Genomic DNA, 23,094 nt, shown 5'->3' with positions numbered 1-23,094 from the left:
GTGAAACCCATTCGCTAAAAGTATTGGGAAATAGTTACTTACAAGCAGCGCGTTTTTACATGGTAAAAACGCGCTTTTTTTGGTATTTAATTTGTTTTAATTTTTTAATGCGCTAATTTTAAATTAACTATTATTTATTAAGTGCTCATAAATGCCAAATTCAAAAAATAATTTATTTTTAAAAATTAGTCACTGGAGTTTGAAAACTAAATTAACTTTGATTTTTTTATTCGTTGGAATTTTACCTGCACTAATAACGACCACCATTTCTACATTACAATCTAAGTCGCGCGTTGAGCATAATATATCGCAATCGCTTGAAGCAATTAACCAAATTAAACGCACTCAAATTGAGGATTATTTTAAGCAAAAAACGGCTGATATTGAATTATTGGCTATGATTATTCCGCAAATTAATAAAGACAGTTACGACAGCTTTTTCAGCGAATACATTAAAAAATATGGCTATTACGATCTGTTTTTAATTGATGATGAAGGGTTAATTTATTATACCCAAGCAAAAGAATCAGATTACCAAACGAATATTTTAAATGGAAAATACGCGAGTTCAAATTTAGGGACACTTATTCAGGAAGTTAAACTTTCAAAACGTTTTGGTATTGTTGACTACAAACCTTACGCCCCAAGTAATGACGAGCCCGCAGCGTTTATTGCAATACCAGTAGAGAATAGTGAAATTATAGTTGCGTTGCAGCTCTCCAGTGAAGGTACTAATCAAATAATGGGAGTGCGTGATGGCATGGGTAAAACGGGAGAAAGTTATCTCGTTGGCGAAGATAAGTTAATGCGCTCTGATTCGTACCTTGATCCAGAGGGGCACTCTTTAAAAGCAAGCTTTGCAGGTAACGTGAAAAACAATGGTGTTAATACTGACGCTGTTAATTTTGCTCTGAATGGCCAGCAAGGCACTAACCTAATTAAAGATTATAATGGTAACAATGTATTATCTGCTTATAACAGTATAAAAATTGGTAATTTTAACTGGCTTATATTAAGCGAGATAGATGAATCAGAAGCTTTTGAATCGGTTAATCAAGGTATAATTTTTAGTACGATACTTATTGTGGGGGCTGCAATTATTGTTATTTTCATAGGAGTTTTCTTTTCCCGAAAAATAGCAAATCCAATTATTGTTGCTTCTTTATTTGCTGAGAAAGTCGCAGCAGGTGATCTAAGCAGTAATATTAAAGTACATGCCCACGACGAAGTAGGCATGCTACAAGTAGCGTTACACACTATGCTAGAAAACCTACGTAAAATGATCAGTGAGTTATCTAATGTTGCACTTCAGCAAGGCAGTACTGCTACAGAGCTTGCTTCTGTGACTGAGCAAACTAGCTTGGCAGTGACAGAGCAGCAAGCGCAAACTATACAAGTTGTTGCTGCTACAACCGAAATGAGTGCAACTATAAAAGAAATCGCGAGTACAACGTCAAATGCATCTCTGATTTGTGAAAATATTCAGACTATGGCCCGAGAAGGCTCTGAAAATAACGATAGCACTTATAATGCACTTGTTTCTTTAGGTGAAGCAACGCAAGCCACGGCGCAAGAGGTGACCAACCTACGTCATAATTCGGAGAAAATAGTTAACGTATTAAGCGTGATTAAAAAAATAGCAGATCAAACCAATTTACTCGCCTTAAATGCTGCCATTGAAGCTGCACGAGCAGGTGAACAAGGGCGAGGTTTCGCAGTTGTTGCTGATGAAGTACGTAGCCTTGCGAAGTCGACTCAAGAATCAACTATGGAAATTGAAGTTATCATTGAAGCCGTTGTTAATGCGAGTAATGCAGCAGTAAAAACGATGACGACAAATGTTGATCATACAACCCAAGTTCAGGAAATCGCGAGTAAAGCTAATTTGATTAATAACAAAGTAGCAAAAGAAGTGGATGGGATTTTTGATATGGTTGTTCAAATTGCAGCCGCTTCAGAAGAGCAGACCACCACGATAGATGAAATAGCACGAAATATTGAAGCTATAAATATGGGGATATCTGAAACGGAGCAAGCGGTTAGAGATATTGCAGAATCTAGTAGTGAGCTATCTCGTATGGCGAGTAATTTAAATGATGAAACTCAGAAATTTACTTTATGATAGCAATACATTAGTTATGAAAGTTACAACTAAGCGCTACAAAAAACACAGTAGATGAGTCAATAACAGCCATGCTTGAGGCTATAAACTAGGTGAACGTATTTTTAATATTAGAGAGTGCGTTTATGTATATACATCTTGGAGATAAGCGTAGTAGTTAAAATGTTATATCTCCTTTAAAGGTGTCTGAAATATTTGATAATTTTTGTGTAACGGCTAACCGCTCAAAAATTTTCGCTCTGAAATTATATAACGCTGATTTTGTTACGAATAATTTTTACTCCATCCATATTTTCTAAAAACTTTTGAGCCAACGCACGTTGAAAACCTGTTTGTGCTGTGCCGTATAAATCTACCTCACCATCTTTTACCTGCACACGAATATTGTTAAGTACAAAATTAGGGTTAGTACGTAGCGTGTTAGTAATGGTTTGTTGTAAGTTAGGTACAGTTGCTACACTGCTCACTACCGCTAAACTTGTTGCTGCACTTACTTTCGTAGCGCAAGCTAATAAAAATAAACAACAAAATGATACTAAAGCAATAGTTGATTTAAAGCGGTTCATAACTTAATCCTTACATTACGGTTAGATAGTGTAGCCACAATATGGAAATTCCATCGGCTGAGTTATCGTTGTAAATACAATTTCGATGCCAAGATTAATGTACTGAAATATAAGGGGATTTTATTAAGTGGGAATTCAGGTGGGCAAAAATTACATTTAAATGAGTATGAGTTACATGCTTGGGTTACATATGTAACAGGTACAAATAGCAGAGCCTGTAAGGCTTGCATTAAAAAGCCGACAAAAGCCGGCTTAGTATAAAAATGTTTTAGGTTACTTTTTCTTTTTAACCTTGGCCTTTTTCTTAGCTTTCATTTTTACTGGGTCTTTACGTTTTTTAGCTGGTGGCTTCGCTTCTTTATGCTGTGGTTCAACACCTTTAATTACACGGCGTTTTAATTTTTGCTCAACGTAGCGCTCTACTTTATATAAAATACCAATGTCGTGTGCTTCAACTAACGATATTGCTATCCCTTTTTTACCAGCACGACCGGTACGGCCAATGCGGTGTACGTATACGTCGGCGGTACGTGGCATATCAAAGTTAATAACATGGCTGATGTCAGACACGTCAATACCACGTGCAGCTACGTCGGTAGCAATTAATATACGTGTTTTGCCACTATGAAAGTTTTCCATCGCTTTCATACGTTTGTCTTGAGGCATTTCACCGCGTAACCATGCAGCTTTAACATCATTGTTGGTTAGTTCGCCAATCAGTGTTTCTAGGCGCTCACGGGTTTTTACAAACACAATTGCTTTAGTGACATCAGGGTTTTTAAGTGTGTTTACTAATAATTCAAGTTTATGATGATAATCGTCAGCTAAATGAACCCACTGATGAATTTTGGCTTTTTCTTTACGTGATGATTCAGCTTCAAGTAATGCAGGGTCGTTAAGTGTTGTTTCTGCAAATCTTTCTACACTGTCACCTTCAAGAGTTGCAGAGAATAAAAAGCACTGACGACGATTTCTAGCTTCGTCACATATACGCTTCATTTCTTTTTTAAAGCCCATGTCTAACATGCGATCAGCTTCGTCAATAATGAGCATTTCTACGTGTTCAGCATGAAAGTTTTCAGTTTCTAAATATTCCATTAAACGCCCCGGTGTGGCGATTAATATATCATTGTTTTTTTCAAATATTTCTTTATGCGTGCCGTAATTTATACCGCCAGTTACGACACCTATCTTTAGGTTAGTTCGTTTTGCAAGTAGTTCACATTGCTCATGAATTTGATAAGCAAGTTCACGCGTTGGAGTCATAACGAGCACGCGTGCAAACCCTGGATCACGGCGCGGGAAATCCAATAAATATTGAATAGCTGGAATTAAAAATGCTGCGGTTTTACCTGTGCCTGTAGGCGCTGACGCTAAAACATCACGCCCTTTAAGCGCTTCAGGAATCGCTTGTTGTTGAATACTTGTTGGGGTTTCGTAACCCATTTTATTAATAGCGTCGAGTAACTTGTTATCAAGATCAAAGTCAGAAAATTGCATAGAGTGTCTAAAATAAGGGACAATTACTTGCAATTATACGCGCTATCCACCAGTTGGTGAATGAAAAGGTGAAAAAATGTCTGGTTTTGCATTTAAACAATTTAAGGTTGCACATGAGCAGTGCGCAATGAAGGTTTCTACTGATGGAATTTTACTTGGTGCATGGGCCAATTTAAGTGGAGCTAATTCATTGTTGGATATAGGTACAGGTACGGGGCTACTGGCATTAATGTGCAAACAACGTAATCTAGAACTTACCATAACGGCTGTAGAAGTTGATGAGCACGCGTATGTTCAAGCATTACAAAATGTAGCTAATAGCCCGTGGTCAGCAATAAGTATTGAGCACCGAACTATTCAAAGCTTTAGTAGTGACGTTAAGTTTGATGTGGTTATTTCTAATCCACCATATTTTAATCGCAGTTTAAAAGGCGATAATGCAGCGCGTAATACGGCTCGTCATACAGATGGCCTAAGTTTTGATGAGTTAATTAGTGCATTTAAGCGCTTGAGCCACAGTGGCTCTCGCTTTAGCTTAATACTGCCGAACGTTGAAGGCGCATTATTTATTGAGCTTGCTACTCAAAATGGGCTTCACTTAAATACTCACTGCCAAATAAAAGCCACACCCAATAAAGAGGTAAGCCGCAGCTTAATGACATTTAGTTATGTAAAAAGCGATATAGAATCATCAATTCTGTGTATTCGAAATTTAGATAATACCTACACTGCTGATTATATAGCTCTGTGCAAAACATTTTATTTAAAAATGTAAATTATTTAGTAATAAAGGATAGTTCACCCGCTATGCATACGTATTCAGTTTCTATTTAGACAATATCTAGACTAGTGTTAACAACTTGTAAATAACGCGAGTGCGCTGTTTCACTCGCTCAACAATTGGATCACACACTATGACACTCAATAAAATCATCACCACCGCAGGTTTAAGTTTAGGCTTGACCTTACCCAATATTGTTAGTGCTGCTCCCACTACATTTGTGCATTTATTTGAATGGAATTGGCAAGATGTAGCGCAAGAATGTGAACAGTATTTAGGGCCGAAAGGCTATGCTGCGGTACAAGTTTCTCCCCCAAATGAACACATCACAGGGAGTCAATGGTGGACACGCTACCAACCTGTTAGCTATGAGCTGAAAAGTCGTGGCGGTAACCGCGCACAGTTTATTGACATGGTTAATCGCTGCAGTGCAGCAGGGGTTGATATTTACGTCGATACACTTATTAACCACATGGCAGCAGGAAGTGGTACGGGCACGGCGGGTAATAGTTTTGGTAATAAAAGCTATCCTATTTATAGCCCTCAAGATTTTCATCAAAGTTGCACTATTAACAATTCTGATTATGGTAATAATCGTTATCGAGTGCAAAATTGTGAACTTGTCGGCCTTGCTGATTTAGATACGGCTTCAAACTACGTACAAGATACTTTGGCAGCTTATATTAACGACTTACAAGCTATTGGCGTAAAAGGCTTTCGGTTTGATGCTGCAAAGCACGTTGCTGCAAGTGATATTCAAAGTTTAAAGACGAAAATAAACGGCTCACCAGTCATATTTCATGAAGTAATTGATCAAGGTGTGGAGGCTGTGAGTGCTTCTGAATATTTAAGCTCAGGTTTAGTAACTGAATTTAAATACAGTACCCAACTAGGTAATACTTTTAGAAAGGGTTCGCTTGCATGGTTAAGTAACTTTGGTGAAGGATGGGGCTTTATGCCTAGCTCTTCTGCCGTCGTTTTTGTAGATAATCACGACAATCAGCGAGGTCATGGTGGTGCGGGAAATGTAATTACCTTTGAAGATGGACGTTTATACGACTTAGCCAATGTGTTTATGTTGGCTTATCCGTATGGTTATCCAAAAGTAATGTCGAGTTATGATTTTCATGGAAATACTGATGCTGGTGGACCAAAAGTACCTGTCCATAATAACGGTAACTTAGAGTGTTTTGCTAGTAATTGGAAGTGTGAGCATCGCTGGTCATATATTGCAGGCGGGGTCGATTTTAGAAATAACACCGCCGATAACTGGGCGGTAACAAATTGGTGGGATAACACGAATAATCAAATATCATTTGGGCGTGGTAGCTCCGGTCATATGGCCATTAATAAAGAAGATTCTACACTCAATGCGACTGTCCAAACTGATATGGCGTCTGGTCAATATTGTAATGTGCTAAAGGGTGAACTGTCGGCTGATGGCAAGCGTTGTAGTGGTGAGGTTATAGCAGTTAATGCTAACGGTACTATTAATCTAAATGTGGGTGCTTGGGATGCAATGGCGATTCATAAAAACTCTAAATTAAATACAAGCTCTGCGCCAAATACAGGGAGTGACTGGCAACGAACCGTTATTTTTATTAATGCACAAACACAAAGCGGGCAAGATATGTTTTTGCGTGGTGGTGTAGATCATGCTTATGCAAACGCAAATTTAGGTCGAAATTGCCAAACAAGTAACTTTGAATGTGCAATGCCTATTCGTCATAATAATTTAAAAAATGTGACAACAAGCCCTTGGAAAACAAATGATAATTACCTTGATTGGTATGGCATAGAAAATGGACAAAGTGCCGAAGCAGAAGGCTCTGCCACAGACTGGACAACAAAAACATGGCCTGAGGGCTGGGGAGCACAAAAAACGCTAAGCGCTGATGGTTTTGGTGTTACAGCACTAAATATATGGGGCGAACACTATTGGATGCTTGATGTCGATATGGATTGTAGTAAAGCAGTTAATGGCTGGTTTGAGCTAAAGGCATTTATTAAAAATGGCCAAGGGTGGGAGGCTGCAATAACTCAAGCTAACACACCTTATGCGAGTACTAATCATATGGCGCAATGCGGAAAAATTAATAAATTTGAGTTTAATAACTCAAGCGTAGTAACACGTAGTTTTTAAAATTTAGCGTAACATTGTAAGTTTAAACCTAAACAAACGATTCCGATTTGTTTAGGTTTTTTAGGTGCTATTCTTTCATAGTGTGTGTATAAATCACCTGTTATGATTCACTCATTAGTTACATTAAATTAAGACAACACAATGAAAAAATTAAATAAAATAATACTACTAAGCGCATTTTCTGCGATTGTTTTGGCAAGTCAAAGTGCGTTTGCTGCGATAACACCTGCTGGGCTTTGGAAAACGATTGATGAGGATACTAGTGAAGCTAAATCGTATGTGCGTATTACCCAAACTAACGGTGTTTTAAGTGGTAAAGTTGAAACTATCCTAGACCCTACAAAACAAAATGATATATGCAGTAAGTGTGATGGTGAGCTAAAAGATCAACCTATTTTAGGAATGACCATTATTACTGATGTAAAAGCACAAGAGGATGGCGTATGGGGAGATGGTGAAATACTCGACCCAACAAATGGTAAAACCTATACCTTACAACTCACAGTGCAAGATGAAGGTGAAAAGCTTGAAGTTCGCGGCTATATTGGCTTTTTTTTCCGCAACCAATATTGGTTGAAAGTTGAGTAATTACTTTGTTGCGTAGCAATAATAGCTACGCAATTTAAATTAAAGCGTTTCACCGTATTCAGTCATTACTTGTTCAACCCAAGTCGCAATACGGTCGTCACTCAGCTCATATTGGCTGTCTTCGTCCAGCGCGAGTCCTACAAATTGTTTGCCATCGGGCGTGAGTGCTTTTGAGGCTTCAAATTCGTAGCTACTATCGTTTGGCCAAAAACCAAGTTGAGTAAATGTTTGTGTATTTATTTTATCGTGAAGCATGCCTAGCGCATCTTGGAACCACTGCCCGTAACCTTGTTGATCGCCCATGCCAAATAAAGCAATGGTTTTACCATTTAGGTTTACGTCGGCTATGTCATCCCATTTTGACTCCCAGTCTTCTTGTATTTCACCAAAATCCCATGTTGAAATACCAAAGATGATAAAGTCGTACTGCTCTGCATTTTTTAGTGGCTCGTCTTTAATATTGTGCAGGGTAACGATATCGGCACCAATAATGTCGCGAATCTTTTCTGCTGCCATTTCGGTGTAGCACGTAGTAGAACCAAAAAATAAACCAATTTGCATCGTATTTATCACTGTGTAATTGCCTGATATGATAGGCTCAAGTTTACCGTAAGGTATTTTTAATTGATACCTTAGCAAAGCATGAGAGCATAATGTGACAACGCTATCTGACGATTTTCCCGAAAATAATAGCAGTATGAGCAGTAATAGCGACTACCTAGAAACCTTTTTAGATAGCCTGTACTTAGAACAAGGCGTAAGCGAAAACACATTAAGTGCTTATCGCAGTGATTTAGATAAATTTTGCCTGTTTTTAAAAGGTGAAAACTTACTAAGTGTAACGGGACTTGATGTAGAAAGTTACTTGGCCCACCGAGTCGATTTAGGTTTAAAACCACGCAGCACGGCGCGTAGTATTAGTGCTTTAAAACGTTTTTATCAGTACTTTGTACGCGAAAAACTAATTAGCGATTCACCTATGCTAAATATTGCTCAGCCAAAAGCAGGGCAGTCATTGCCTAAAACACTCTCAGAAGCAGAGGTTGAAGCATTATTAAATGCGCCCAACACCGAAGAAGCTATGGGCCTGCGCGATAAAGCCATGTTAGAGGTGCTATACGCAACGGGTTTGCGTGTGAGTGAACTTGTTGGGCTGCGCATGGAGCAAATTAATTTGCGCCAAGCGGTTGTGTTTGTAAAAGGTAAAGGTAATAAGGAGCGTTTAGTGCCGCTTGGCGAAGAAGCCATGTATTGGCTTGAACAATTTTTAAAGAGTGGACGTGCGCAAATGATAAAGCACGCCACCGATTTTGTGTTTCCGTCTAAACGCGGTGTTGGCATGACGCGACAAACTTTTTGGCATAGAATTAAACACTATGCTATTTTGGCTGCTGTGGAGTCTCCAATATCGCCCCATACTATGCGACATGCGTTTGCTACGCATTTGTTAAATCATGGAGCCGATTTACGTGTAGTACAAATGATGTTGGGTCATAGTGATTTATCAACCACACAAATTTATACCCATGTTGCAAATGAACGACTAAAATCGGTACACGCGCAGCATCATCCGCGCGCTTAATTTGAAATTTATTACGACTAAGCCGGTCAATTTATAAGTATTTTTGGAATAGAGAAAATTATGAAAAAATTAATGTTAGCAGGTGCCATGTTGTGCACAAGCATTGGTGCATTTGCAAATGGCGTTACTGTTACTCCAGATGCTACTGATCCGATAGTTACTAAATTTGCGACTTTAGGCGTAACAGTTAAGCAAATTAATCCAAGTCCAGTCGCTGGCTTAAAAGAATTGATCACCAACAAAGGCGTGCTTTATGCAAGTCCAGATGGCCAATTTTTAATGCAAGGTACATTAATCGACCTAAATAATCGAAATAACTTAACAGAGCAAGCGCTAAACGGCGTGCGTGTTGAGGGTATTAAAGATTATGAAGACTCGATGATTGTGTACAAAGCACCAAACGAAAAGCACAGCATTACCGTATTTACTGACATTAGCTGTGGCTACTGTCGTAAATTACATCGCGAATTAGATGATTTACTTGAAGCGGGTATTACCGTTAAGTACCTTGCGTTTCCACGTGGTGGCCTGCAAGGTTCTGGTTATACAGACTTAATGAATGTGTGGTGTGCTAAAGATCAGCAAGAAGCACTTACAGAAGCTAAATCGGGCGCAGATACTAAAGTAATTGCAGGGTGCAGTGCACCTATTGCTGAGCATTACCAACTTGGTCAGAGTTTTGGCATTAGCGGCACACCCGCTATTGTTTTAGAAGATGGTACGATGATCCCAGGTTATCAGCCAGCGGCAGCATTAAAAGCAGCCCTAGATGCTAATAAAGCGTCATAATACGCTTTATAACTAATAAAAAGGCCTTTATGGCCTTTTTTTGTCTTTTTAATACGACTAAATAAGTTAAAAATCTGCATGAAAAAACTGATCATTGCGCGCGAAAACGTTGACGATTCACATCTACCGAGTAATTTACACCCAGTAATAAAACAAATTTATGCGAACCGTCATGTGTTCAGTGCCGATGAGCTAGATAACAGCGTAGCTACGCTTCATGATTTTAAATTGTTCAAAGACATAGATAAAGCCAGCGATTTATTGATTGAAGCATTAAAAGCGCAAAGCCACATTTTAATAGTCGGCGATTTTGATGCCGATGGTGCAACGAGTACGGCCACTTTAATGCAAGGTCTTTCGATGTTTGGCTTTAAGCATTTAGATTACTTAATTCCGGATCGGTTTAGCTTAGGCTACGGTTTAAGCCCAGCCCTTGCAGAGCAAATAGTACAAATAAAGCCTGATTTAGTGATCACCGTAGATAACGGTATATCGTGTATTGTCGGTATTGATATTTTAAAAGCGGTTGGCATAAAAGTACTGGTAACAGATCATCACTTGCAAGGTGAACAACTACCAAATGCCGATGCAATAGTAAACCCAAACAGGCACGAGTGTGATTTCCCGTCTAAATCTATTGCAGGCGTTGGTGTTGCTTTTTACTTATTAATAGCACTGAGAAGTACAATGCGTGATTTAGGCTATTTTGAGCAACAATCGCCACCTAATTTAGCTAATTTACTCGACATTGTAGCGCTTGGCACAGTGGCTGATGTTGTCGCGCTTGATGCAAACAACCGCACCTTAGTACATCAAGGCTTAGCACGAATTCGCAGCGGTAAAACACGCCCTGGTATTACCGCGCTTATTGAAGTGGCTAATCGTAATGCTGCGCGCTTAAGTGCAAGCGACTTTGGTTTTTCACTTGCGCCTCGTTTAAATGCAGCAGGGCGATTAGATGACATGAGTTTGGGTATAGCGTGTTTACTAAGTACCGACATAAACCAAGCGCGTAGTATAGCGAGCGAGCTCGATAGCCTAAACTTTGCAAGACGCGAAATAGAGCAAGGTATGCAAGCCCAGGCGCAGGCCGTGCTTGATAGGCTCGCGTTTAACGACGACAACAGTCCGGATGCTATTTGTTTGTTTCAAGATGATTGGCACCAAGGTGTTATTGGTATTTTGGCAGGTCGCTTAAAAGAAAAATATCACCGCCCAACGGTTATATTTGCTGGTGGCGAAAATGGTGAAATAAAAGGCTCGTGTCGTTCTATTGAAGGGCTGCACATGCGCGATTTACTCGAAGGACTCAATACTGCCGACCCGCATTTAATCAATAAATTTGGTGGTCATGCCATGGCAGCCGGTTTAAGTATTAACGAGCAACATTTTAACGACTTTAAAAAAGCATTTGATGCTGCTGTTAGTGCGCAACTGAGTGAAGAAAGTAAACGTTGCATTGTGTTTACCGATGGCGAGCTACCAAACGACTGCTTTACAATGGAGTTTGCTCAGCTATTAAAACAATCAGGTCCTTGGGGGCAACAATTCCCTGAGCCCGTATTTGAGCATACATTTGAAATAATACAGCAGCGTATAGTCGGCGAAAAGCATTTAAAGCTGGTGTTAAAACATCAATCAGGGCGGTTAGTTGACGCGATTGCCTTTGGTATTGATGTAAAAGAGTGGCCCGACACAGAAGCGAAGTTTGTAAAACTAGCGTACCAGCTCGATATAAATGAGTTTAGAGGTAAATTTACACTGCAATTAATCGTTAGAGAGCTTGAAAAAGTGCATTAAAAAATATGCACAAAGCATGCATAAAAGGCTAATAAAACGCACGTTTTTTTGTTAAAATCGGGCGTTTTTATCATTTGACGATAACTTACGCGGTATAAACGCGCGTAAATCAGCTATTTTGGAGTAATGACCATGTTTGAAGTGAATCCTGTGATTAATCAAATCAAGGAAATTCGCGAACGTACTGAATTGCTTCGGGGGTACCTTTGACTACGCTCTTAAACAAGAACGCTTAGAAGAAGTTAACGCCGAACTGGAAGATTCAGCCGTATGGAATGAGCCAGAGCGCGCACAAGCGCTTGGCCGTGAAAAATCAGCATTAGAGGCAGTTGTTGAAACAATCGACAACCTTGTAGCCGGTACTGATGACGTTGAAGGCCTGCTTGAACTTGCTGTAGAAGCCGAAGATCAAGATACCTTTGATGAAGCACAAAGCGAGCTTGCCGATCTAAACGAGCAGTTAGAAGGCTTAGAGTTTCGTCGTATGTTTTCAGGTCCTCATGACTCAAACGATGCGTACCTTGATTTACAATCGGGTTCTGGCGGTACTGAAGCACAAGACTGGTGTAATATTCTACTGCGTATGTATTTACGTTGGGGCGAGGCTAAAGGCTTTAAAGTTGAGCTAGTTGAAGCAACCGACGGTGATGTTGCCGGTATTAAAGGTGCAACAGTGCGCTTTGTTGGCGAATATGCTTACGGTTGGTTACGTACAGAGACAGGCGTACATCGCTTAGTACGTAAAAGTCCGTTTGACTCAAGTGGTCGTCGTCATACTTCGTTTGCTTCTGCGTTTGTATACCCAGAAATTGACGATAATATTGAAATTGATATGAATCCGTCAGACCTACGTATAGATGTTTACCGTGCATCGGGCGCGGGTGGTCAGCACGTTAACACCACCGAATCGGCGGTTCGTATTACTCACGTACCAACAAATACCGTAGTGCAGTGTCAAAACGAGCGTTCGCAGCATAAAAATAAAGCCCAAGCGATGAAGCAGTTAAAAGCCAAATTATTTGAGCTTGAGCTACAACAGCAAAATGCTGAAAAACAAACGCAAGAAGACGCTAAATCTGATATTGGTTGGGGTAGTCAAATTCGTTCATACGTACTTGATGACGCACGCATTAAAGATTTACGCACCGGCGTTGAAAACCGCAATACCCAATCTGTACTTGACGGTAACTTAGATAAATTTATTGAAGCCAGCCTTAAATCTGGCCTATAACCACCAAGCTAATAAAGAGCTAAAAAATGACTGATAAAATCCAAGACGAAAACAAGTTAATCGCTGAGCGTCGCGGCAAGTTAGACGCGATACGTGAAAATTGCCCAGCCAACGGTCATCCAAACCAATTCCGTCGTGAGCATTACACGGCTGATTTGCAAGCCCAGTTTGGTGATAAGAGCAAAGAAGAATTAGTTGAGCTACAAGAAGTTGTGTCTATTGCTGGCCGTATTTTAGCAAAGCGTGGACCGTTTTTTGTAATTCAAGACATGAAAGGTCGCGTACAAGCGTATGCATCTAAAGATGTCCAAAAAGATCTTAAAGAAAAATATGGTCAGCTAGACACTGGCGATATTATTGGTGTTAAAGGCGCGTTAAATAAATCGGGTAAAGGCGATTTATACGTAGAAATGACAGAGTATCAACTATTAACTAAGTCACTTCGTCCATTGCCTGAAAAATTCCATGGCTTATCGGATCAAGAAACTAAGTACCGCCAACGTTATGTTGATTTAATCACTAACGAAGCAACGCGCGAAACATTCCGTATCCGTTCACAAGTTGTTGAAGGCATTCGTCGCTTTTTAGCAGAGCGTGACTTTATGGAAGTAGAAACACCCATGCTACAGGTTATACCGGGTGGTGCATCTGCGCGTCCGTTTGTAACTCACCATAACGCGCTTGATATCGATATGTATCTACGTATAGCGCCAGAGCTTTACTTAAAGCGCTTAGTGGTAGGTGGTTTTGACCGTGTATTTGAAATTAACCGTAACTTCCGTAACGAAGGGTTATCTACGCGTCACAATCCAGAATTCACAATGATTGAATTTTACCAAGCATACGCTGATTACATCGACCTGATGAACATCACCGAGGACATGCTACGTACAGTTGCAACTAACGTATTGGGTAGTCCAATCGTTATAAATACAACCAAAGACGAAAACGGTGAAGTTACAGACTCGGTTGAGTATGACTTTGGCCAACCGTTTACACGTTTAAGCATGGCGGACGCCATCTTAAAATATAACCCTGAGTTTGATGCTGCGGTATTTAACGACCCAGAAAACCACTTTGACGAATTAAAAGCGTACGCTAAACAAGTGCATGTTAAAATTCCTGAAAACTGTGTTTGGGGCCCTGGTAAGTTCTTATGTGAAATATTTGAAGAAACAGCAGAGCACATGCTTATTCAACCTACGTTTATTACTGGCTACCCGTGGGAAGTATCTCCACTTGCACGCCGTAACGACGAAAACTCATTTGTGACAGATCGCTTTGAGTTTTTTGTTGGCGGTCGTGAACTTGCAAATGGTTTCTCTGAGCTTAATGATGCACAAGACCAAGCTGAGCGCTTTACTCGCCAAGTTGAAGAGAAAGACGCAGGCGATGATGAAGCAATGCATTACGATGAAGACTATATACGCGCACTTGAGTACGGCTTACCGCCAACGGCAGGTGAAGGTATTGGTATTGACCGTTTAGTCATGTTGTTTACTGACTCATCAACAATTAAAGACGTTATTTTGTTCCCGCATATGCGTCCACAAACCGACTAAGCTTTTGGATAAAACAAAGTAAGTTAATAAACGCCGCTTAATAGCGGCGTTTTTGTGTTTAGGGTTGGTTAATACGAAATTCAGCTTTATTAATTTATTGTTATTGCAGTTTTTAGTATCAAAAACGGCAGTGATATAACTTTTTGATATGACTTTTTTTAACCTTATGTTGTATTTATGTAAAATTCTTAGCTACAATGTGGCTAAATTTTAGGCAGTCTGTAATCGATGCTTTAAATACAAATACTTAAATGGACTTATAAAATAATAAAATGAAAAATAAACGAGTTGAAGAGCCACTAGAGCCTTGTACAACTGAGCAAGAACGACAAGCTTACTACAGAGCGTGTATCGCTGAATTTCAGCAATTGGGGTATCAAGAGCAGTATTTAGCAAGCTTAACTGACGATTTAGTACCAGCGCAGGGTATTACGGCTGTTAGCAAAGACTCAAAGTTAGTTTAATAATCAAACTAATTACACTTTAAAACCAATCATATGTGTGATCTATAACCATATAACCACTTTTGGTAGAAAAGTGTTTGACATATTTTCTTAAATCTTTATTATACGCCCCACAAGACGGAGAGGTGTCCGAGTGGCCGAAGGAGCTCCCCTGCTAAGGGAGTATAGAGTTTGTAGCTCTATCGAGGGTTCGAATCCCTCCCTCTCCACCATTTCTTTTAATGGCGTGTTTTGTAAATTTTTAAAGTATGGGTGCATAGCTCAGCTGGATAGAGTACTCGGCTACGAACCGAGCGGTCGGAGGTTCGAATCCTCCTGCGCCCACCATACTTTAATAACTCTGCTTAGAGTTTAAATAAGCAATTAAAGTGTTTGGCTTTATAACCAAGCGGTCGGAGGTTCATTCTTACAAGATACGTCCTGCGCCCACCATGCTTTAATAACTCTGCTTAGAGTCTAAATAAGCAAAAACTCTACTTAGAGTTTAAATAAGTAAACTATAAAGTGGGTGCATAGCTCAGCTGGATAGAGTACTCGGCTACGAACCGAGCGGTCGGAGGTTCGAATCCTCCTGCGCCCACCACTTTATAGACTCTCACTTAGAGTAAAAACAAGTAATAGTAAAAATGAAAGCGGGTGCATAGCTCAGCTGGATAGAGTACTCGGCTACGAACCGAGCGGTCGGAGGTTCGAATCCTCCTGCGCCCACCACTTTCATGTTTTCGTACACTTTTAAGTGTAAGAAAAATAAACCGATGGAAATCGGTTTTTTTATGTCTGAATTTATACGCTCTGCTTAGAGTTTAAATAAGCAATCTATGAAAGTGGGTGCATAGCTCAGCTGGATAGAGTACTCGGCTACGAACCGAGCGGTCGGAGGTTCGAATCCTCCTGCGCCCACCACTTTCATAATAAACCGACATTAAGTCGGTTTTTTTGTGCCTAAAATAAAGTGAAATAACAAAGAGCCACCTGTAGACGCTGAGCTTGCTCGCGTGAGAAGCGTAAGCTTCTAATCACTTACCACTGATACTTTATTTACGAGCTTTGCTCGTCGCGTCAGCAAGCTGCACGCCTACAAGTAAAGACAGCTCTAATCTTTAAATCCAAACTCCGAGTTTATTTATCCGTTGTAGACGCTGAGCTTGCTCGCGTGAGAAGCGGTAGCTTCTAATTACTTACCACCGATATAACTGATACTTTATTTACGAGCTTCGCTCGTCGCGTCAGCAAGCTGCACGCCTACAAGCAAAACCAGCCCAATCTTTTAAACTAAAACTCCGAGCTTATTTATCCGTTGTAGACGCAGAACTTGTTCGCGTGAGAAGCGCTTACCACCGATATAACTGATACTTTATTTACGAGCTTCGCTCGTCGCGTCAGCAAGCTGCACGCCTACAAGCAAAGACAGTTCTAATCTTTAAATTAAAACTCCGAGCTTATTTATCCTCTGTAGACGCAGAGCTTGCTCGCGTGAGAAGCGCCAGCTTCTAATTACTGTATCTAATCAAGCCCGCTTAACCCTTTCTAAAGCTGCTCTTTATTATTACCTATGTTATTTTAAACGCCTTGTTTAAAAGGATATTGCAGTATGTTTAAAACCCTATTTATTACGTTATTTTTTATTTTTAGCGCTACTCTTATTTCCAGCGCACAAGCCAACGAAGCTAATAACTCTCTTGTGGTAGGTGCGCAGCAATATGCTAAATATTTACCGCAGTTAAAAAATAAACGCGTAGGGCTCGTAGTTAATCAAACATCAACGGTAGGGCAAACTCACTTAGTCGATGCTCTGCTGACGAAAAACATAAACATAACTAAAATTTTTGCACCTGAGCATGGCTTTCGCGGCGATCACGATGCGGGCGCCCATGTAAAAAATGCCGTTGATAGCAAAACCGGTATTTCGCTTATTTCTATTTATGGTAAAAATAAAAAACCAAGCCGAACTGCTTTAGCCGATGTTGATGTCATTATTTTTGATATTCAAGATGTAGGCGTACGTTTTTATACCTACATAAGCTCTATGCACTACATGATGGAAGCCGCTGCAGAGCAGGGGATAGAATTTTTAGTACTCGACAGACCCAATCCAAATATTGCCTACGTTGATGGGCCAATATTAGAGCCAGAATTTAAATCGTTTGTAGGTATGCACCCCATTCCTGTGTTACACGGCATGACGGTTGGCGAGCTTGCCAACATGATCAAAGGTGAGGGTTGGATCAATAAAGCACCTGATTTAAAATTAACTGTGATCCCTGTTGATCATTACACTCGCAAAAGTATTTACAGTTTGCCTGTAAAACCCAGCCCTAATTTGCCTAACGATCAAGCCATTGCGCTTTACCCGTCACTTTGTTTTTTTGAAGCAACACCTATCAGCATTGGTAGAGGCACCGACTTTGCGTTTCAAGTAATTGGCTATTCGCCAGTTGCATTAGGTGATTTTAGTTTTACACCGCGCGCAATTAAAGGCGCTGCTTTAAACCCTAAATTTAAAAACAAAACCGTACAAGGGCTCGATTTAAGACAAACAAACATCACAGGTTTAAATTTAACTTACTTAATAAATGCGTACACGGAGCTTTCTAAAAACAACATCTCGTTTTTTGAACGCGCTGACTTTATGGATAAACTAGCGGGTACTAATAAACTACGCTTAGCTATTGAAGCAGGGCAATCAGAAGCGCAAGTAAAACAAAGTTGGCAGGCGGGGCTTGTGCAATTTAAAGCGCAAAGAGCGCCTTACTTGCTATATAAATAAGGGCTAAGCATGTTTACTGCTTTTAAAAATCAAAGGTGTAGTTATATAAAAAAAGCATTTATAGCGGCGTTAAGCTTTATTGTTGTGGGTTGTAGTACACCATCTGAGCCTATTAGCTCGGTGCTACCACTTACAAAAAGCCAACTTGTAGAGCTGCCTAATGCACAAGTGGTTGTAACGTTTCCTGAGGTAAATCCAAGTAGCCGGTTTTATGTAAATAACCGAGGAACGTTTAAAGCTTACAAAGGGCGCGGGCAATTATTAATACAAAACCATAACGCACAAAGCGCCGATATTTACATTAATAATCAAAAGCTCGACGTTAACCAACTGAGCGCCAACACCTTATATAATTACAGTTTGGCAAAAAATACTCACAACGGTGTTAATACCTTTAAAGTTGAAAATATTCTCCCTGCTGGCGCAAGCTTAACACTGCGTTTTGCATTTCCTACTTTAAGCGATGAACCAAAAAAGCTCGTAGATTTTACTGAAGTAGACACATTAATTGAACGCGATGTAAAAGCGGGTTTTCCTGGGGCTGTGTTGGCTGTTGTTAAAAATGGAGAGCTAATAAAGTTAACCGCCTATGGCGATGCAAAACAATATCAGCAAAGTGACTTAATGCTACTTCGCCCAGAGCCAATGCAAACTAATACCTTGTTTGATTTGGCCTCAAACACCAAAATATTTGCCACCAACTTTGCACTTATGAAATTAGTAAGCGAAGGGCTATTAAATATTAATAAACCCGTGCAAAGCTACCTAAGCGAATATAAAGGCGGAGGGCGAGTACAACGTACAGTAAAAGAGTTACTCACTCACAGCGCCGGATACCCGCCAGTATTTGACTTCCATCGCAAAGATGGCAGTTACGGCGATGCGTTTTATTCGCAAAATAGTAAAACGACCAAACAGCTATTACTTACCAGCGTGCCTTTTAGTAGTAAATCATCTGGGCAGCCTATTTATTCAGATATTGATTACATGATTTTAGGTGTACTAATTGAGCGTATTACTGGGCAGCCCCTTGATAAATACCTAGAGCAGCAAGTGTATGCGCCACTAAAATTAACTAACACGTTATTTAATCCTCTTAAAAAAGGCTTTAAGCCGCAGCAATTTGCAGCCACTGAGCTTAGCGGCAACACACGAGACGGGCGCATTAAGTTTGATAATGTTCGCACCAGTGTTTTACAAGGACAAGTGCATGATGAGCGCGCTTACTACTCACTTGATGGCGTAGCAGGGCATGCGGGGCTATTTAGTAACGCCCAAGACTTAGCTGTGCTTTGCCAGCTATTATTAAATAGCGGCGGCTACGGCGATCAGCAATTATTTAGTGCAAGTGCCTTAGCGCAATTTTTAACGCCGCAAGAAAGCGATGAAACCTACGGACTTGGCTTTAGGCTTGCCGGTAATAATCAAGCAAGGCGTTGGCACTTTGGCCCTTATGCAAGCGCACAAGCTTATGGGCACACAGGTTGGACGGGGACGGTAACCGTAATCGACCCCGCTTACGATTTAGCTATTGTTTTACTTACTAATGCTCGTCATAGTGCCATTAAAGGCTCGCAAAAACGTTACGAATTTACAGGCAAACAATTTGAAACCGCACAGTACGGATCGGTGGTGTCGCTTATTTATGAAGCGCTACTAAATCAATAAGCTATCGTATAGGTTAAAACGTACTAACTGTGCCACCTTAAGTGATTTATTTACAGGTGACTTGAGTAAGCCAATCCATTAAGCTAAGCGGTCTATAAAACTAAGCCAGTTTATGTTGTTAGGCTTAACAAATAAGCGTTAAAACGCGTACAAAGCGAGGTTTACTCGCTAATAATAAAGGTTAACTTTTTATGCATTGGTATTCTATTTTACCGCCGCTAATTGCGATTGCTATCGTGTTTTGGCGAAAAGAAGTGATTATGGCGCTACTTGTTGCCGTTGCTTCTTCTGAGTTTCTACTCGCCTTTCAGGGCGAAGGTAATAGCGTGTTTGACACTTTTTTAAATACCATTGAACGTATTATTTCGGTTGCCAGCTCGCCAGGTAATACACGCATATTAATATTTAGTATTTTAATTGGTGCACTGCTTGCCTACATTCGCGAATCTGGCGGCGTTGCAGCAACCGTTAATATGCTAATGAACAAAGGCATTGCAAAAAGTAAGCGCCAAGTGGGCTTTTTAACCATGTTTACCGGCATTGCGGTGTTTATAGAATCGAACCTGAGCGTACTTACCTCGGGTATTTTATCGCGTGGCTTATTCGACAAATTTAAAATGAGCCGAGCGCGTCTAGCGTACATTATTGACAGCACCAGTGCGCCAGTGTGTATTTTAATACTGCTTAACGGCTGGGGTGCATTTGTACTTGGTTTGTTAGGTAACTACGAGCTAGGTGAGTCGGCGGTATCGGTGTTATGGGGCAGCGTAGGGTATAACTTTTACGCCATAATTACCCTTGCCATTGTTTTTTATACCATCGCGTTTGATAAAGTGCATGGCCCAATGAAAGAAGCCGAAGAAAAACTAGAGCTTCAAACAACTGACTTAAAAGAAGAAGTAAAAGGCTCTAAAGCGCGTTACATGTTAATCCCGCTTATTACGCTTATTACCAGCATGGTTGGCTTTATGTACTACACCGGTAATGGTGTACTAGCCGAGGGCAGCGGTTCTAAATCAGTATTATATGCAACGGTTTTAGCCATTGTTGTCGCTTACTTTTTAATGATTGGTTCTCGTAAATTTACGCACCATCAATTAGTTGATACCGGTTTTAAAGGCATGGGCGAATTAATGCCACTGGTCGCCATTGTACTGCTTTCGCTTACACTTGGCGCAAGCTTAAAAGAGCTTGGCACCGGCGTATTTGTAGCGTCACTGGTTGGCGACTACTTACCTATTTACTTAATCGTACCGGTGCTGTTTTTGACCGGCGCGGTAATGTCGTTTACTACGGGTACATCGTGGGGCACGTTTGCCATATTAATCCCAATTGGTGTGCCACTTATTCAAGCGCTAGGTTTACCGCCATCGCTTGTGGTAGGTGCTATTTTGGGTGGTGGTATATTTGGCGATCATTGCTCGCCTATATCCGACACCAGCGCTGTATCGGCTATTGCATCAGGGTGTGACTTACTTACCCACGTTAAAACGCAGCTACCGTATGCCTTATTTGGTGGTGGTCTTACGTTTTTAGCGTACTTAGTCACAAGCATACTTGTGTTATAAAAACGTCTTATAAAAGTGAGTTGTAAGTACTGAGTTTTAATTATTTATAAAATGCCTCAAAGCCTGCAACTATGCAGGCTTTTTTAGGGCATAAAACAAGGATTGTTTAAATGAAAAATAAAGTTTTTGTCCTGTTTAGTTTTTTATTTTTTTTGAACGCATGCTCTTACTCAGAAAGTGAAACAGAACAAGCTAATAGATTAGCAAAAACATACCAGCTCGATATTAAAACTGGTGATACTCGTTTATTTTTCCCAGAACAATTTGCAGTCAGTGATGGAGAGCCCCCAATTCTTGAAATGGAAATGACTACGCTTGCAGATTCTTCTGAGTCACTTGATGGTATTGAGGCCGCATTAACGACATACCCTCAAGGGTTTGTTACTGAAGTAATTGACGCTATTTATCTCTCTGGTCCTATGCTTATGGAAGGAGCTGAAGCGGGTGGAACATACTCAAGCAACTCCATAATATTAGTAAGTATCTCAGATCAAAATGGCACGAACTTTAACTTCGAAAACTCATTGAAAGGGGTTCACCATGAATTAAGCTCATTAATTTATATACGTTCACCTTTCGTTATATTTGCATGGCAAGCTTTGCTGCCAAAAGAGTGGGAGCCTGTATCCTCGAATTATGAGGCTTTAACGCAAAATAAAAATATAGGGCCTGATTATGAAAATGGATTTTTATCTAGATATGGTAAAACTAATGCTGAGAACGACTTTAATATTTATGCTGAATTTACCTTTGTTGAACCTGAAAAATTGCGGGAACTTGCCGCAACCTACCCAATAATAGCTAAAAAGCTGAGTTTGTTTATTACTGCGTATACGCAGGTTTTTCCTGAATACCAGCAGGACTTCGAAGATTATTTTACTAAAACTGGTCTAAGTGATGTTGCGGTAGAACCTGAAAATGTAGAAATGACTATTCAGTTAGACTTGAGTGGCATTAAGCCGCAAATAAGCCAATAACCAGCTTCTAATTGTTTACTAAATCATATGTGCTTCTTAAAATTTCTAAAATGCTTAATTTCGTTTTTACTAGCTTCATGTCGGTTAAGCACACTTTAAATCTATATTTTTTAGATATTCATACGGTTGAATTGCATGATATAATTCTGGCAATTAAATAATAAATAGGGATATTTTTGTGGATATTATTATCGGCCAACATGCGCTAAAGAAAAAAACACAGCTAACGCAACTTTCTGAACGTGCGATTGGTAAAGCCTTCAAGGAGCAAGCTGCTTTAGCAATACAAATGACACAATGTAGTGCAGCTGTTTATCGTCGATTACAACGAACTTATAAATCAACTGTAACGCCACGAGATGAAAAAAGAGTTAAAGCCGGTGGCTTAAGCACACAATCAGTTAAATTTTCAACAAGTAATAGTAGCCAAAAATCCTTTAATAGCTTACTTCCTGCAATGCGAGGAAGAGGTGCACCTACAAATACTTCAAAAACGTCAAATGATGTTGCAGTTGCTTCTAATCAGCCACAAGCAGTTAACTTATTAGCTTTATTACATCCTGTTATAAGCGGCGACATAATGAAAACGGGTAATGCTGTTGAAAAAACAGCGACTATATTAGGGTTAGTAACAACGACTGCTGGTTTTGTAGTTCCAGGCGGTGGAGCTGTGTCATCAATTGTTAGTTGGGTAGGAAGTGGTGCTACGTATTCAGGTTTCTCAATGTCAAGAATTCGTCCTGATGCGCCAGACCGCGCTTATCACCAACTAACAAATTATATTTCATGGTTAGCCGCTTGGAATAAAAGAGCCTGTGAATTAATTGATATAGCAGATCCAAACGGACAATGGACTTTTCGGGATATTGAGCATGGACTTTCATAAAAATTTAGGATTATAAATAATAGTTTTAAATATTTTGTATATCTTGTCATTGCTTATGCTAATCAAAAGCCTGCTTATTGCAGGCTTTTTGTTTGTTATA

At 40.0% G+C, this 23,094-nt stretch carries 18 protein-coding genes and 5 tRNA genes; 20 read left to right on the top strand and 3 right to left on the bottom strand.

The genetic code is table 11. The annotated features are described in order from the left end of the window. The first annotated feature begins 151 nt into the window (after positions 1 to 151). Entirely contained in the window at positions 152 to 2,122 is a 1,971-nt protein-coding gene (locus PALI_RS02655; protein ID WP_193154823.1) for a methyl-accepting chemotaxis protein, read from the top strand. Positions 2,123 to 2,367: 245 nt separating this feature from the next. On the opposite strand, the gene PALI_RS02650 is transcribed toward PALI_RS02655, so the two are convergent. Together PALI_RS02650 and srmB are read right to left on the bottom strand one after the other, a co-directional pair. Further along, positions 2,368 to 2,688 carry a BON domain-containing protein gene (locus tag PALI_RS02650; protein WP_193154822.1) on the bottom strand — a complete coding sequence of 107 codons (321 nt, stop codon included), beginning with the start codon at positions 2,686 to 2,688 and terminating at the stop codon, positions 2,368 to 2,370. Positions 2,689 to 2,961: 273 nt separating this feature from the next. After that, positions 2,962 to 4,188: an ATP-dependent RNA helicase SrmB gene (srmB, locus tag PALI_RS02645; RefSeq protein WP_077536996.1), complete on the bottom strand. Its 1,227-nt coding sequence runs from the start codon at positions 4,186 to 4,188 to the stop codon at positions 2,962 to 2,964. A gap of 76 nt (positions 4,189 to 4,264) precedes the next feature. Here srmB and PALI_RS02640 point away from each other — a divergent pair, with 76 nt between their 5' ends. The 3 genes from PALI_RS02640 (at position 4,265) to PALI_RS02630 (ending at position 7,700) form a co-directional block, all read left to right on the top strand. Next, positions 4,265 to 4,963: a tRNA1(Val) (adenine(37)-N6)-methyltransferase gene (locus PALI_RS02640; protein WP_193154820.1), complete on the top strand. Its 699-nt coding sequence runs from the start codon at positions 4,265 to 4,267 to the stop codon at positions 4,961 to 4,963. Positions 4,964 to 5,102: 139 nt separating this feature from the next. Then, positions 5,103 to 7,112, top strand: coding sequence for an alpha-amylase (locus tag PALI_RS02635; RefSeq protein ID WP_193154818.1), 2,010 nt, complete (start codon positions 5,103 to 5,105; stop codon positions 7,110 to 7,112). Positions 7,113 to 7,253: 141 nt separating this feature from the next. Beyond that, the gene (locus tag PALI_RS02630; RefSeq protein WP_193154816.1) at positions 7,254 to 7,700 is read left to right on the top strand and encodes a DUF2147 domain-containing protein; all 447 of its coding nucleotides are present in this window, start codon (positions 7,254 to 7,256) and stop codon (positions 7,698 to 7,700) included. A 39-nt stretch (positions 7,701 to 7,739) separates the two neighbouring features. On the opposite strand, the gene fldB is transcribed toward PALI_RS02630, so the two are convergent. Beyond that, the gene (gene fldB / locus PALI_RS02625) at positions 7,740 to 8,261 is read right to left on the bottom strand and encodes a flavodoxin FldB (RefSeq protein WP_193155038.1); all 522 of its coding nucleotides are present in this window, start codon (positions 8,259 to 8,261) and stop codon (positions 7,740 to 7,742) included. A gap of 94 nt (positions 8,262 to 8,355) precedes the next feature. Here fldB and xerD point away from each other — a divergent pair, with 94 nt between their 5' ends. From xerD to PALI_RS02545, 16 genes are all read left to right on the top strand, one after another. Then, positions 8,356 to 9,282 carry a site-specific tyrosine recombinase XerD gene (xerD, locus tag PALI_RS02620; protein ID WP_077537000.1) on the top strand — a complete coding sequence of 309 codons (927 nt, stop codon included), beginning with the start codon at positions 8,356 to 8,358 and terminating at the stop codon, positions 9,280 to 9,282. A 60-nt stretch (positions 9,283 to 9,342) separates the two neighbouring features. Next, a complete protein-coding gene (dsbC, locus tag PALI_RS02615; RefSeq protein WP_182703099.1) occupies positions 9,343 to 10,071 on the top strand; it encodes a bifunctional protein-disulfide isomerase/oxidoreductase DsbC in 729 nt (242 codons plus the stop codon). Between the two features lie 78 nt (positions 10,072 to 10,149). Beyond that, positions 10,150 to 11,871: a single-stranded-DNA-specific exonuclease RecJ gene (recJ, locus tag PALI_RS02610; protein WP_193154814.1), complete on the top strand. Its 1,722-nt coding sequence runs from the start codon at positions 10,150 to 10,152 to the stop codon at positions 11,869 to 11,871. A gap of 132 nt (positions 11,872 to 12,003) precedes the next feature. Next, positions 12,004 to 13,102, top strand: a protein-coding gene (gene prfB / locus PALI_RS02605; RefSeq protein WP_182703097.1) for a peptide chain release factor 2 whose coding sequence is annotated in 2 segments (ribosomal slippage) — positions 12,004 to 12,078 and positions 12,080 to 13,102 — 1,098 coding nt in all. Because the reading frame shifts where the segments join, the coding sequence is not laid out codon by codon here. 26 nt (positions 13,103 to 13,128) lie between these two features. Continuing rightward, on the top strand, positions 13,129 to 14,664 hold the full coding sequence (gene lysS / locus PALI_RS02600) for a lysine--tRNA ligase (protein WP_138584984.1): 1,536 nt from the start codon (positions 13,129 to 13,131) through the stop codon (positions 14,662 to 14,664). Positions 14,665 to 14,936: 272 nt separating this feature from the next. Continuing rightward, positions 14,937 to 15,128, top strand: coding sequence for a hypothetical protein (locus PALI_RS02595; protein ID WP_138584985.1), 192 nt, complete (start codon positions 14,937 to 14,939; stop codon positions 15,126 to 15,128). Between the two features lie 119 nt (positions 15,129 to 15,247). Beyond that, positions 15,248 to 15,340 (top strand) — tRNA-Ser (locus PALI_RS02590). Between the two features lie 38 nt (positions 15,341 to 15,378). After that, a tRNA-Arg gene (locus PALI_RS02585) sits at positions 15,379 to 15,455 on the top strand. Between the two features lie 179 nt (positions 15,456 to 15,634). Beyond that, a tRNA-Arg gene (locus PALI_RS02580) sits at positions 15,635 to 15,711 on the top strand. A gap of 51 nt (positions 15,712 to 15,762) precedes the next feature. Then, a tRNA-Arg gene (locus tag PALI_RS02575) sits at positions 15,763 to 15,839 on the top strand. Between the two features lie 115 nt (positions 15,840 to 15,954). Next, a tRNA-Arg gene (locus tag PALI_RS02570) sits at positions 15,955 to 16,031 on the top strand. A 688-nt stretch (positions 16,032 to 16,719) separates the two neighbouring features. Further along, the gene (locus PALI_RS02565) at positions 16,720 to 17,895 is read left to right on the top strand and encodes an exo-beta-N-acetylmuramidase NamZ family protein (protein WP_193154812.1); all 1,176 of its coding nucleotides are present in this window, start codon (positions 16,720 to 16,722) and stop codon (positions 17,893 to 17,895) included. Between the two features lie 9 nt (positions 17,896 to 17,904). After that, positions 17,905 to 19,563 carry a penicillin binding protein PBP4B gene (gene pbp4b / locus PALI_RS02560; protein WP_193154810.1) on the top strand — a complete coding sequence of 553 codons (1,659 nt, stop codon included), beginning with the start codon at positions 17,905 to 17,907 and terminating at the stop codon, positions 19,561 to 19,563. 191 nt (positions 19,564 to 19,754) lie between these two features. After that, positions 19,755 to 21,131: a Na+/H+ antiporter NhaC family protein gene (locus PALI_RS02555; RefSeq protein WP_193154809.1), complete on the top strand. Its 1,377-nt coding sequence runs from the start codon at positions 19,755 to 19,757 to the stop codon at positions 21,129 to 21,131. 110 nt (positions 21,132 to 21,241) lie between these two features. Further along, the gene (locus PALI_RS02550; protein ID WP_193154807.1) at positions 21,242 to 22,108 is read left to right on the top strand and encodes a hypothetical protein; all 867 of its coding nucleotides are present in this window, start codon (positions 21,242 to 21,244) and stop codon (positions 22,106 to 22,108) included. Between the two features lie 178 nt (positions 22,109 to 22,286). Then, the gene (locus PALI_RS02545; RefSeq protein ID WP_193154805.1) at positions 22,287 to 22,994 is read left to right on the top strand and encodes a hypothetical protein; all 708 of its coding nucleotides are present in this window, start codon (positions 22,287 to 22,289) and stop codon (positions 22,992 to 22,994) included. Positions 22,995 to 23,094 lie beyond the last annotated feature (100 nt).

It is taken from the genome of Pseudoalteromonas aliena SW19, assembly GCF_014905615.1.
GTDB lineage: Bacteria > Pseudomonadota > Gammaproteobacteria > Enterobacterales > Alteromonadaceae > Pseudoalteromonas > Pseudoalteromonas aliena.
This window is presented reverse-complemented; position numbering and strand designations above follow the sequence as displayed.